This is a genomic window from Roseitalea porphyridii, from assembly GCF_004331955.1.
GTDB classification, from domain to species: Bacteria; Pseudomonadota; Alphaproteobacteria; order Rhizobiales; family Rhizobiaceae; genus Roseitalea; species Roseitalea porphyridii.
In genome coordinates, this window is record NZ_CP036532.1 from 3,338,195 (window position 1) to 3,349,771 (window position 11,577).

An 11,577-nucleotide genomic window follows, 5' to 3' on the forward strand; every position below is an offset into this window, starting at 1 on the left:
GCTTCATCGGTCATTGGACGTTCATGAAGCTGCCGGCCGGCACGGGCTTCAGCTCTTCAAAATTGCCGTAGTCGCGTGCGCGAACGAAGGGCGCGTTGTGAGCTGCGTTGTAGGAGCAGATGTAGCCCCAACGATAGGTGTCGCTTGTGTTGGCGTCGGACCGGTGCAAGAGATTGCAATGGAAGACAAGGGCGTCACCGGGTTCCATTTCGACATAGACGTGTTCGAACCGCTCGACTGCCGCCTCAAGGTAGGGCTTTTCGACATTTGTCTGCCCGTCCTCGCGGATATGGTTGAGGCGGCCCAGGATGTGCGAGCCCTTCAGGACCTGCAGGCAGCCGTTGGCCTTGTTGGAAGGATCGAGTGCGATCCAGATCGACAGCATCTCCGGAGAAAGACAGCCATTGTTGTACCAGTAGCCGAAATCCTGGTGCCATTCCCACGCGCCGCCCTCCCGCGGCTGCTTCATGGTCATCTTGTGACTGTAGAGGTAGATGTCCTCGCCGATCAGCGCTTCGGACATGCGCACGAGGCGCTCGTCACGGGCGAGCAGCCCGTACTTGTCGTCGCCGGCCGAGTTCCAAAGCTTCAGGAGGGTCTTGTTGCCGGCGCTGTCGCCCTTCTCCATGACCGAGCCGGACCTGCTCTCTTCCTCGAGCTGCCTTCTGGCCGCATCGCGGAAATCGGCCACCTCGCCATCGGACAAAAACCCTTTGCGAACGAAGAACCCGTCCGCCTCATAGGCGCGCGTTTCGGCCCTTGTCGGCACGAGCATACATTCCTCCCAATCCTGCGCGGCTTCTGATCGCCGGCTTTGCGTGCGCAGTCGTTTTACGCTGCCCAACTGTGCGCATCTTATCTCGGCAACGGCCTTGGGAAATGGACAGTCTGGCTGCATGCATGTATGAAACGCGCATGGCCCAGCCTTATCGCGCGGCATCCATACGGATCAGCCAGTATTACGTTCCGGACGCCCGGATACGGGGCGGATTGACGACGGTGCTGCGGGCCGGCTGGCTCGATGCTCTGCCTGGAGGCGGCATCCGCCGGGACGAGTGTCCAGGCGACGACGTGCTGTATTGCCTGTCCGGACGCGGTCAGGTCGAAACGGACGGTCTGGGTTTTGATCTGACGGCAGGCCAGTTGGCCTGGATCGCCGGCGACAAGCCGCATGGCCATTGTGCCGACCGGCGCGATCCCTGGTCCGTGATGTGGCTCCGCCTGGATGGACCTGATCTGGGCACGCTCAGAGAGCGGATTTTCGGTGCCGGGCGCTCACGAATGACGATCTCCGAGGGCTCCGAATTGATCGGATGGTTCCAGAGCCTGTTCCAGATCCTCGAGACGCAGCGTGTCGACACGGACTTGAGGCTGAACGCGGCCGTCGCGGCCTTTCTGCAAATCCTTGGCCGGCAACGTGAACCGCGGGCCCACGCCGGGGTTCCAGCGCCCCTGGAAAGACTCCGGCACATGATAGCCGCTAATCCGGAGCGCGCTTGGCTCGCCGACGACATGGCCGATGTCGCCGGCGTGAGCCCATCGCAGCTTCGCCGCCTTTTCCGCCAATATCTCAACACGACGCCCCGCGCTCATCTGCGGCACCAGCGCCTGGCAATGGCCCAGCGCATGATGCTGGAATCTTCACTTTCCTTGCAGGAGATCGCGATCGCTTGCGGTTTCTGCGACGGCTATCATTTCAGCCGTGATTTCCGTCGCGTCGTCGGTCGATCCCCAACCGACTGGCGAAAGTCCGAACTGGGTATGCGGAGCGCCTGAACGCGGTAGGCCGCTCAAGCTCCATCAAGCAGCCGCCGTGTAGATGTGACGCCGCCTGAGGACCGGGGTTAAGAAGTCGCGCGTCAATTGTCCGAGTCGCCCCGCCTCCTTCGACGAGCGTAGCCATCTGTCAAACATCAGCGCCTATCGGACATCAGGTTTGATTTCAAAGTGGAGGGTTTCGGGCTCATCGTAATCGACAAGGAATGGAGATGGGACAGAAACGCGAGACGCAGTGACCGCTAGCCCGCAAAGACAGTATCTTGCTATATTCTCTGGGTGGGGTCACGGTTTGGGCGCCGATTCACAGGTCTGGCGGATAATCCGTGTCTCATGTCTGATGGCCGGAGCGGCATTTACCGCCTTCATCTGGTCTACGGGCCGAGGTGAGAGCGTCGAACATGCACGTACGCTGGCGGTCAATGCGATCGTAATGCTGGAAATATTCTATCTTCTCTCCGTGCGAGCGCTGGGATCGAACAGCCTGAGCATGGAGACGTTCGTGGGATCGCGCCCTGGTCGTACTTGGCGTCGGTCTCAGCCTTATTCTCCAGACGATGTTTACCTACACGCCCATGATGCAGCTGGTCTTCCAATCAGGGGCGATATCTGCTGCCGATCTGGGGGCTGTACTACTCAAGGGATTGGGAATGCTGCTCATATTGGAGACGGAGAAGGCTCTGCGACGCTGGCTCCAGAGCTGATTGGGCCTATTTAATTTGGCCAGATCGGGCGCCGAGCATCCCCGTGCCGTACTGGGTGGCACCCGCCTGATGCCGCACCGACCACCGCCCGCCCCCTTGCTCGGTTAGTGCGGCACATCTTTTCCGACTTCCAATAGGATGTCGAGGAAGGCTCGGACGGCAGGCACGCTCGCACGGCGCGGCGGGAACGATGCAAATATCTCTACGCCGGGGCCGGCGAAGCCAGGAAGTGCACATAGAAACTCGCCGCTCTCGACCCGTGGCTCGCCGAACGCTGCAGGCAGCAATGCAACTCCCGATCCCGCCCTGATTATGCCAAGTGCGACGGTCGGATCTCCGACCGTGCACATTGGTTTAGAGACGAGTTTGACGGACTTACCATCGGAATTTTTTAGGTGCCATTCATGTGGAGAGCCAGGGACATTGACGATAATGCGTCCCAATGCTTCCACCTCTTTCGGATTTCCTAGATCGAGACGACCTTCGACCTTTTTGGAGACATACAGACGCAGTGTCGTTCCTGCGATCTTCCTTGCGATCAGATAGGGTTCTTCGGGTCGTCCGAGGCGCAGCACGACATCAAGTTCCTCGGCCAATGGATCAGGACCAAGCGCGGTGACCGTCACCGATGGTTCGATCTTGGGATAGCGCTGACCGATGCGTGCGAGCACGGGGCCGAGCAATTGCTGAGCCGACAGGGCACTGGCTGCAATTCGTAATGCGCCACCAGGCTCGCCTCTTGCCGAGCGCAGTATCTCCTCGGCATCCGACCCGGCACGCGTCGCCGCGCTGGCGCACTCAATCAGACTGTTTCCGGCTTGCGTCAACTGCAGGCCATTGCTGACGCGATCGAACAGCGGCATACCGGCGGTCTGCTCAAGACGGGCCAAGGCGCGCGACAAGGTGGCTTTGGGCACGCCAAATCGACGCGCCGCCGCGGTGATTCCGCCAGCTTCATGCAGAAGGAAGAAGAGCCTCAGATCATCAACACTGATTCGGTCGCTGAGTGGCATGTCAGGTTTTCCGCCATTGGTCGCGTATTGCAGGCCTATTGAAGAGCCCCTCGGCTTGCCGGAGGCTTGTTGTTGCAGGCGTATTGTGGCGGCGGCTGGTTGGTCAGTTCTCCCGCCTGTTGCCGATGCTGCATGACGGTCGGCGGTCTGTCACCGATTGCACCATTGAGTACCATGCAGTTCATTTCGCTCATCCCTCGTGCGATGCCCTGATTGAGCGGATCAGACGTAAGGCTTCCGACGATGTTGCCGCCGCGAAATGGGGATTTCCGGCATCGCCTATGCCCGTAAGGTCTAGCACAGCGATCCCCGCTGCCTGCAGACGCTCGATATCAGGCGTTGCCCCGATGCGCGCGGGTCGACCGGACAGTCGCGCAGAAAGCCGGAGGACCGGATCGTTGCGCGCTACAATAACAAGCATCCGCGGCTTGGGTCCGATATCCTCGACGAGGCCGAAGAACACGTCCGGGTCGATATCCGGCGGTAAGAGAACGAGCCCTTCGACAAGAGCCTTGGGCGGGCGCCCTTCGAGGCTCGCCTCACGAAGGGCTTCTAGGGCCAGAAGGCCACCGAGGGAATGGGCCAGCACGAAGACGCGCTGCCCGGAGGCACGGTGCAGCTCGGCGATCAGATCCTTGGCCAGGCTTCTGGCGTGCAGAACGCTGTCCCGGTCATGCAGATATCCAGCTGCCCGCGCCGCCGAGGGCCAGGCGAAGGCCACCAGCCGACCGGGCAGCCCCAGATCCTCCGCCATCTGGGCAATGCGATAGACCGCTTCGGCGGGCGTGTTGTTGAAGCCATGAATCCATAGGATCGGCGCGTCTGGCCCCTGCAACTCCGCCGGCAGATCCGGGATAGGCGCGGTCCCGGCAACTGAAAAGCCACCCGGGCCAAGCGGCATTACACCGGGCGCGCGGCCCTGGGGCATGGCGACATCGACCGCCAACAAGCTCAACGTATTCCGCCGAGTGACGCCCGCGCGCGCCCCGCCCGGCGCCGCATTTGTCGCCATCAGCACACGCCGCGTCCGCCCAACGGGCCCGCCCGCCTGAACGAAAGCGCCACGGTGGCCGCAACCTGCAAGGGCCAGGCTGCCCGCCAAGACCGTGCGCCTTGAAAGAACAGACGTCATGCGGGGGCTTCCCGCACCGGTGCATCTTTCGCGGCCAACCGGAACGCCACACGATAAAGCGCTGGCACCCAGAAGAGGGCCAGGAGGGCGGCAAGACCCAGACCGCCGATCATCAGGGTGGCCATCGGCTCCCACAGGGCACCGCCGGCGATCGCCATCGGCATCAGCCCGATCACAGTGGTCAGCGAGGTCAGCAGGATCGGACGCAGCCGTTTCTTCGCGGCCTCCACGATCGCCTCGTTCAGGGGGTTTTCCTCCCGCTCCAGGTCGATCTGGTCGATCAGCACGATCACGTTGTTCGCTATAATACCGGTCAGCGCCAGTAGCCCAAGGATGCCGAAGAAGCTCAATGGCTGGCCGGTCGCGTTCAGCGTCGGCCCGACACCCGCGATGACCAGCGGCACGGCGGCGAGCGTGATGCCCACCCGGCGGAAGCTGTTGAACTGGATCATCAGCGCCAGCACCATCACGATCCCCGCCACGGGAAGGCCCCCGCCAAGAAGGACCCGCACGTCTTCGGCAGCCTCGATCTCACCACCGATATTGATGGTGTACGCCGGGCCGAGTTCCTCGGCGATGCGGTCAAGCTCCGGCTGTACGATCTCCAGAAGGTCGTAGGCGGACATCGTTTCGGGGATGGCCGACACCGTGATCGTGCGTTGCTGATCCACCCGGCGCATCGTCGCGATCTCGGGTCTTGGAGCGATCTCGGCGAACTGGTCCAGCGACAGGATCTTTCCGTCGGCCTCGATGGCGGCGTTCGCAATCGCCTCGAAGTCCGTCCGGTCTTCGCCCGCGCCACGCAACACGATGGGGATCAGGTCGTCGCCTTGGCGCAGGGTGCTGAATTGCCGCCCGTCGAAGAAGCCTTCGAGCGCTTCCGCGACATCGCGGGAGGTGAGCCCATATTCGCGGATGCGGTCCTGGGCGATCTGGATCGTGCCGGTCAATTGCCGACCGCCCCAGTCCTCGCGGTTCTGGATCAGGCCCGGCACCTCGCCGAAGGCCGCGCGCACTTGCAGCGCTGCATCGAGCAGGCGGTCCGCATCGGGTCCGGAAATCTCCACATCCACAGCCGGTTCACGCCCGCCCATGGCGAGGCGCTTTAGCCGCACGGAGGCGCCTGGCATCGCCTCGGCCACGTAGGCGCGTGCGCGGTCCAGCACCGCACCGGAGCTTTCGAAATCCACGGTGTTGATCACCATGAAGGCGGAGGCCGGATCGGTATCCGCCGGATCGAGTGACAGCACGAACCTCGGCCCGCCCGCGCCGATGAAGCCGGTTACGCCGGTGACTTCGGGGTTTTCCTCGCCCGTCAGCCATGCGGTCAGGTCATTGGCCGCGGTCTCCGTCGCCGCGATGTCGGAGCCGCGCGGCAGGTCAATATAGGCGAGGATTTGCGCCCGATCGCTGAGCGGAAACATCTGCTGGCGCACGTTGCCCATCTGGCTTGCGCCCGCGATGACCACCGCGATGACCGCGCCTATGACAAAGATGGGCGCCCGTACCACACCCCGCACAAGCCAACCGTAAGCGTCGGCGACATAGTCGAACAGACCGCGCCGGTCCGCTGCGTCTGCTTTCGGGGCCGGGATTGCCCAGACCGCAAGCCGAGGAAGGAGATAGAGCGCCGACAGGTAGCTTCCTGCGAGCATCAGCATGACAACAGTGCCGAGCGAATAGCCGTATTGGCCTTCGGTTCCTTCCAGAAGAAAGAGGGGCAGAAAGGCGGCCACAGTCGTGGACGACGCCACGAAAAGCGGAAGGGCGTATTGATGACCGGCGGCCAATGCCGCATCCCGTCTCGCCTCTCCCGCGCCGATGCGTCGCTGGATGTCCTCAACGATGACGACGCCATTGTCGACCAGGATGCCCAGGCTGATGATGATCGCAGCGATAGAGACCTGTTGTAGTCCCACGCCGACACTCGGCATCAACGCGAAGGAAAAGCTGATCGCCAGCGGCACGATGGCCGCGACCACGAGCGCCGTCTTCAGCCCGAGAAAGACCAGCATCACCAGGAACACGACCGCGATCGTCTGCGCCATGTTCACGAGCGCGCCGTTGACCGACGCCTCGACAACTTCGGGCTGAAAGGTGCTGATCATGGCCTCGATCCCGATGGGCTGATCGGCCACGAAACCGTCGATCACGGCCTGCAATTCCGGGCCAAGTGCGGTGATGTCCACGCCTTCACCCATCTCGACAGCCACGACGATGGCGGGTCGTCCGTTCTGGAACACGGGCCGCGTGGCGGGGGACTCGTTTTCCAGGGTCACCTCGACCAGATCGCCGAGCCGGACCAGTCGGGCATCGCCGCGGCCGCCCGACAGGTCCACGAGAAGGTTCTCGATATCCTCGACCGACTGGAAATCACCGGTCGTTTCCAGCGGCACCCGCGCCTCGCCGGTCACAACGGATCCCGCTGGCAGGCGCACGTTCTGCCCCTGCAACGCGGCCAGAACAGGGTTTAGAGTTGCGCCCAAGGATGCGAGCCGCGCGCGGTCAACGGCCAAAGTGACGACCTGCGACTGCGTGCCATGAAGCGACACGGCCGCGATATCGGGCAGCGCGTAGAGACGGTCGCGTAGTTCTCTCGCCGCCTCCTCGATCTCATTCAGCGCGAAGCCCTCGCCCGTTATGGCGACCGTCGCCACCGCAACATCACCAAAGTCGGTATTCACGATCGGTCCGCGGGTGCCTTCCGGCAGATTCCCAGCCAGCGCCTCCATGTCGTTGCGGATTTCATCGAACACATTCGTGAGATCTTGCTCGGCCACCGCATCCGCCAGATCCACCTGCAACACCGCGACGCCTCCGGTCAGTTGTGTTCGCACCTCATCAACGCCCGGAATGGCTCGCACGGCCTCCTCCAACGGCATGGCGACGAGTTCTTCCAGCTGTTCCAGGCGCAGGCCCGGGTTGGCGGCAGTCACGATTGCGGTGCGGATGATAATCTCCGGGTCTTCGCGTTTCGGCAGGTTCAGGTAACTCGACGCGCCGATGGCGATGGCGAGGAGCATCACGAGAATGCTGAGACGGGATTTTTCTATCCCGATGCGCGTAAGGAAGGTCATTTGAGGACTTCCGCGAGGTTGTCCGGTTCCATATCGGGCAGGCGAACGATCTGACCGGGATCGAGAAACGACACGCCGGCAGTCACGACCAGCTCGCCGGGCGCCAATCCGTCGGTCACATACACCGCGGAGCCGGCGACGGCAGCGACCGTCACGTCGACCAGAGCGAGCTCTGCCCTGTCATCCTCGATGGGTCTTGCCACGAACATCTGCGCACGGCGCGGGGTCTCGTCCAGACCGACGTCGCGCCCGAGTGCCACAGCGGACAGCGGCAGTTCGATCCCATCTTGCGCCTCCGGCACTGGCAGATCGAACAGCACTTCCGCCGCCATACCTGACCGAAGGTCTGGCCGCGCCTCGTCCAGCGTCACAACCACGGGAAAGGACGACACCGAAGCGGCCCGGCGTCCGATCTCGGTCAGCGTGGCCGCCAGTGGCGTCGCGTCGCCATCCGATGGTACGACCGTCAGTTCCTGGCCAATTTCGAGCGCACTGACCACCTCGAACGAGACGAGGATCGTGGCTTGGAACCCGGTGTCCTCGTAGAGCGTCAGCACGGTCTGGCCAGGCTGTACCGTTCCGAAGGCTTGAACGGTGATTCCGTCGATGACCCCGTCGAACGGTGCGCGTAGCGTCGTGTCTTCCAGTGTTTCGCTGAGGAGCTCCAGGTTTCGCATCGCCTGAGACACGCGGGCCTCGGCCTGCTCGGCCTGGGTCACCGCGCGATCACGCGCCGCTGCCGCCACGACGTCTCGCTCAAAGAGCACCGTCTGGCGCTCGGCTTCCGTGCGCGCATTCACGGCGGCGGTTTCCGCTTCGGCCAAGGCGGCCTCGGCCTGTTGCAATCGCAACGTGGCGCCTTCGGCCTCGACCGTCGCCAGAGCATCGCCCTCCCGCACATCTTGACCGATGCGCAAGTCGATCGCACCCAGGCGCCCGCCGACATCAAAGGCCAATGTTGTGACCTCTGGGGGTTGCAACACCGCGGGAAATGCACGGGTGCGAACCGCCTCTGCCTCTTCGGCCACGGCCACGCGCACCACGCGCGGCTCGCGTTTGGGTGTGGCGACTTCCTCATCCCAACACCCGGCAAGCGCCAAGGTGGCCAGGGCCGTTATCGTGAGTTTGGCATTGTGCATCTCGTTTCCTTTGGCTGCGAGACAAGCAAGCACCGGCGCGCATCATTGACTAACCGGCGGGTGCACGGCGAGGTCAGGTCAGCGCGATTTGAAGAGCCAGAAGTGCGATGAGTGTGCTCGCCGCCATCAGGAGCCCCCGGTGATGCAACAGCGGCAGCGCAGCGAGGCCGTCGCGCACCTGGGCTGGATCGCCATCCGAGGGCACGTCGTCCACGCCTCGGACATCGCGAAGTAGCCGCGCCACGATCAGGGCAAGTTGCGTGAAGAACAGCGCTGCGACGGCGAGGCTCGCACCCCCAAAATCCGTGACGACTAGCAAGGCGATCATCGCGAGCGACGCCGCGCCCATGGTTTTCATCATGGTCGGTGGCAGCAGATGAATGACGCGCTTCAGGATCACATGCGCCTTGCGCGCGCTTTGATCGCTTACCTCAGGCGTGCGCGGCGCCCACATCATCGGCCAGATCGGCTTTTCGATCAGCGACAGGACCACAAGGATTCCCGTTGCTATGCCGAGCAAAGCGGCAAGCAGGGTATGTAGCAGCTCGGTCTGCATCATCGTTCGTCTCCATTTCTGCCGCCAAACCGCTTGGTCGACGGCGAAAGGTCGCTCTTTGACGTCGTGTCTTGATCTGGCGTCGCGCGCCCTTGTCGCGCCACGATCCGCTCCGCAGGCATTCTGCGGCGGACGCGAGACACCTATCTCGCACTTCAGTCATTTCTGGAACGGGACTATTTGCAACGCGGCGTTCCGATTTCGGAACGCAGTCCGCCGCAGCAAGATGGCGAGTTGAAGCCACGTTCCAGAGCACGGACATGACTAGGCGCGTATAGCCGGTCGCCGCTCGTAAGCGATCCATGCGGAGAGCACCAATAGGACCGGTGCGGGTAGGAAAGAACCGCCGACAACAGCAAGGTGGACGTAGATCGCCCCGACCATGATGCAGGACAAGAGCAAGCCGCCAAGCCAAGCGCGGGACGGTATGAGGATCAGGATCGCACCGGTCATCTCCAATACGCCCGTGGTGTAACGCAACCATTGGCCAGCGCCGATCTCGTTGAAGAGCGTGACCATCCGCTCTGCACCAGCGATCTTCGCCATGCCTGCGGCAAAGAAGGCAAAGGCCGTCAGGACTTGCGCTGCCCATAGCGTGTAGCTCTTCCAGTTTGAACGTTGACTAGATATTCCATGATCGGTCATTGTTCTTCACTCCATTATTGCTTGTTTGGGATACGGTGAAGTTCACCGTGATTGAAGCATGGCTCCGTCGCCGAACGTCCGATTGATTTGCCCAGCGATGCGGCCATCAAGAATAACGGTCACCGATATCTGGTCGGCGGCCGTGATCGCTTGGATCGTGCGCTGAACCTGGCGGCAGAACAGTTGCAGTTCATCGCCGCGTTGATTGGCGGTGCGGCTCTTGAAGATCAGAACGAAATCGACGAATTCGGCCTTGCCATAGGGCAGCACTCGTCCAACCTGCTCAAAATCAACCCGATATGGCGTCCACGACAAGCACTTTTCCAGATAGGCGTCGGCGATATTGAGGTGCTTGCGCTTGGCGAGAAACTCAGCATGACTTAATAAGAAGAGACCAAGTCCGGCCGCCAAATATCTCAAGTGCGCATGGGGCGCAGCGAACGCCTCGAAATTCGTGTACCCTTCACTGGATAGCACCCAAGGTGACGCCATTGGCTCGCCGGTCAGCACCGTTGCCAATTTTCGGCGCGCGTTCATTGGTGTTGACCGGACACTAACATGAGCCACATGATCGGCATGATCCGATGGATTAATGACGCATTGGAGTTGGCGGGACGACCTATTGATAGCCCCGGCTCCTGCGGCCTCGTCTCCCGCAGAGCCTGTATCGAGTATGTTAGAGGCATCCATCTTGGCCCCGCGGAGGATTGGCGACTTCGTTGCTCATCGGGTCGGGAGGCACGCCTGTTGCATACCCCCCGACTGGGATGACCATCTAGTAGCGGCCGTAGGCCGGTGATCCGTCGCCAAGTCTCGCCCGCTGTTCTTCGTCCTTCGCCTGGTTGACAATCGAACGCGTATCGCGCGTGTCGATTTGAGTGGCTGGGTTCGGCTCCCATTGGAAGACGTCCAGCGCCGTGGACTGAGCCATCGCCGTGGCGGGAAACATCACGGCGGCGAGGGCAAGCATCGTCTTTTTCATAACTTTCTCCTTCAATGTCGGTTCGCGTGGGTGTGAGCCTGAGCAATTGACCCACGCCGAAAAGCTAGTCAGCGAGCATCGGTCCAAGAAGCCATCGAAGGTGAACTGATCGTCTCAATACTGAAACGCGGCATCACCGCCACATCGCTTGCTGCCAGCGTGCCCGACCCATCCGTTTTCAAATCCGGCCGCCAGTTCGCGGCCTGGCTGGGGCTCGTGCCACGGCAAGACTCATCGGGCGGAAAGGAACGGTTGGGACGTGTGTCGAAGATGGGCAATGGTTACCTGCGAAGATTGCTGGTCGTCGGTGCCACATCCGCCACACGACGCGCCGAGACGACCGATACACGGACCGGCGCCTGGGTCAGATCCTTGCTTGATCGCAAACCGACGCGGCTTGTCACCGTGGCGATCGCCAACAAGACCGCGCGGGTGGCTTGGGCGCTACTGGCCAGGGGAGAAGACTACAAAGTCGAACCGGCAATCTGAACGCAGAAGGAGATAGCGGCGGTCCAACAGCGCCGCGTAGAGATGCAAGGGCAGATGTGAATGA

11 protein-coding genes and 2 pseudogenes are annotated in these 11,577 nt (G+C 62.2%); 4 read left to right on the forward strand and 9 right to left on the reverse strand.

Going from position 1 to position 11,577, the window contains the following annotated elements; genetic code table 11:
- Window positions 1-10: 10 nt before the first annotated feature.
- Window positions 11-775 carry a phytanoyl-CoA dioxygenase family protein gene (locus E0E05_RS16300; RefSeq protein WP_039723726.1) on the reverse strand — a complete coding sequence of 255 codons (765 nt, stop codon included), beginning with the start codon at window positions 773-775 and terminating at the stop codon, window positions 11-13.
- 140 nt (window positions 776-915) lie between these two features.
- Between E0E05_RS16300 and E0E05_RS16305 the strand changes: the two genes are divergently transcribed.
- The 3 genes and pseudogenes from E0E05_RS16305 to E0E05_RS17935 all read left to right on the forward strand — a co-directional run bounded on the left by E0E05_RS16305 (window position 916) and on the right by E0E05_RS17935 (window position 2,480).
- Complete coding sequence (locus E0E05_RS16305; protein ID WP_158629398.1) at window positions 916-1,776, forward strand: helix-turn-helix domain-containing protein; 861 nt, start codon at window positions 916-918, stop codon at window positions 1,774-1,776.
- Between the two features lie 340 nt (window positions 1,777-2,116).
- Window positions 2,117-2,215, forward strand: a pseudogene (locus E0E05_RS17930) (hypothetical protein); the annotation flags it as partial.
- A gap of 118 nt (window positions 2,216-2,333) precedes the next feature.
- Window positions 2,334-2,480 (forward strand): hypothetical protein, encoded by a 147-nt coding sequence (locus E0E05_RS17935; RefSeq protein WP_428977582.1) that lies wholly within the window; start codon window positions 2,334-2,336, stop codon window positions 2,478-2,480.
- A gap of 104 nt (window positions 2,481-2,584) precedes the next feature.
- Here the strand turns inward: E0E05_RS17935 and E0E05_RS16315 are convergent, their stop codons facing one another.
- From E0E05_RS16315 to E0E05_RS16350, 8 genes are all read right to left on the reverse strand, one after another.
- The gene (locus E0E05_RS16315; protein WP_131617654.1) at window positions 2,585-3,493 is read right to left on the reverse strand and encodes a LysR family transcriptional regulator; all 909 of its coding nucleotides are present in this window, start codon (window positions 3,491-3,493) and stop codon (window positions 2,585-2,587) included.
- A gap of 190 nt (window positions 3,494-3,683) precedes the next feature.
- The gene (locus E0E05_RS16320; protein WP_158629399.1) at window positions 3,684-4,505 is read right to left on the reverse strand and encodes an alpha/beta hydrolase; all 822 of its coding nucleotides are present in this window, start codon (window positions 4,503-4,505) and stop codon (window positions 3,684-3,686) included.
- 116 nt (window positions 4,506-4,621) lie between these two features.
- Window positions 4,622-7,702, reverse strand: a complete 3,081-nt coding sequence (locus E0E05_RS16325) for an efflux RND transporter permease subunit (RefSeq protein WP_131617656.1) — start codon at window positions 7,700-7,702, stop codon at window positions 4,622-4,624.
- Window positions 7,699-8,841: an efflux RND transporter periplasmic adaptor subunit gene (locus E0E05_RS16330; protein ID WP_131617657.1), complete on the reverse strand. Its 1,143-nt coding sequence runs from the start codon at window positions 8,839-8,841 to the stop codon at window positions 7,699-7,701. The genes E0E05_RS16325 and E0E05_RS16330 overlap by 4 nt, the downstream gene beginning before the upstream one ends.
- Window positions 8,842-8,914: 73 nt before the next feature.
- Window positions 8,915-9,400 (reverse strand): hypothetical protein, encoded by a 486-nt coding sequence (locus E0E05_RS16335; protein ID WP_131617658.1) that lies wholly within the window; start codon window positions 9,398-9,400, stop codon window positions 8,915-8,917.
- Between the two features lie 261 nt (window positions 9,401-9,661).
- Complete coding sequence (locus tag E0E05_RS16340; RefSeq protein WP_131617659.1) at window positions 9,662-10,042, reverse strand: DoxX family protein; 381 nt, start codon at window positions 10,040-10,042, stop codon at window positions 9,662-9,664.
- A 42-nt stretch (window positions 10,043-10,084) separates the two neighbouring features.
- Window positions 10,085-10,579, reverse strand: a complete 495-nt coding sequence (locus tag E0E05_RS16345; protein ID WP_131617660.1) for a hypothetical protein — start codon at window positions 10,577-10,579, stop codon at window positions 10,085-10,087.
- 238 nt (window positions 10,580-10,817) lie between these two features.
- Window positions 10,818-11,024 (reverse strand): hypothetical protein, encoded by a 207-nt coding sequence (locus E0E05_RS16350; RefSeq protein ID WP_131617661.1) that lies wholly within the window; start codon window positions 11,022-11,024, stop codon window positions 10,818-10,820.
- Between the two features lie 132 nt (window positions 11,025-11,156).
- Between E0E05_RS16350 and E0E05_RS16355 the strand changes: the two are divergent.
- Window positions 11,157-11,513, forward strand: a pseudogene (locus E0E05_RS16355) (transposase); the annotation flags it as partial.
- Between the last annotated feature and the right edge of the window lie 64 nt (window positions 11,514-11,577).

Excerpts from the sequence above, each read along its gene's own strand:
- E0E05_RS16345 (WP_131617660.1), bottom strand. The coding sequence starts at position 10,579 with ATGAACGCGCGCCGAAAATTGGCAACGGTGCTGACCGGCGAGCCAATG.
- E0E05_RS16315 (WP_131617654.1), bottom strand. The coding sequence starts at position 3,493 with ATGCCACTCAGCGACCGAATCAGTGTTGATGATCTGAGGCTCTTCTTC.
- E0E05_RS17935 (WP_428977582.1), top strand. The coding sequence starts at position 2,334 with ATGTTTACCTACACGCCCATGATGCAGCTGGTCTTCCAATCAGGGGCG.
- E0E05_RS16325 (WP_131617656.1), bottom strand. The coding sequence starts at position 7,702 with ATGACCTTCCTTACGCGCATCGGGATAGAAAAATCCCGTCTCAGCATT.
- E0E05_RS16335 (WP_131617658.1), bottom strand. The coding sequence starts at position 9,400 with ATGATGCAGACCGAGCTGCTACATACCCTGCTTGCCGCTTTGCTCGGC.
- E0E05_RS16300 (WP_039723726.1), bottom strand. The coding sequence starts at position 775 with ATGCTCGTGCCGACAAGGGCCGAAACGCGCGCCTATGAGGCGGACGGG.
- E0E05_RS16330 (WP_131617657.1), bottom strand. The coding sequence starts at position 8,841 with ATGCACAATGCCAAACTCACGATAACGGCCCTGGCCACCTTGGCGCTT.
- E0E05_RS16340 (WP_131617659.1), bottom strand. The coding sequence starts at position 10,042 with ATGACCGATCATGGAATATCTAGTCAACGTTCAAACTGGAAGAGCTAC.
- E0E05_RS16320 (WP_158629399.1), bottom strand. The coding sequence starts at position 4,505 with ATGGCGACAAATGCGGCGCCGGGCGGGGCGCGCGCGGGCGTCACTCGG.
- E0E05_RS16305 (WP_158629398.1), top strand. The coding sequence starts at position 916 with ATGGCCCAGCCTTATCGCGCGGCATCCATACGGATCAGCCAGTATTAC.
- E0E05_RS16350 (WP_131617661.1), bottom strand. The coding sequence starts at position 11,024 with ATGAAAAAGACGATGCTTGCCCTCGCCGCCGTGATGTTTCCCGCCACG.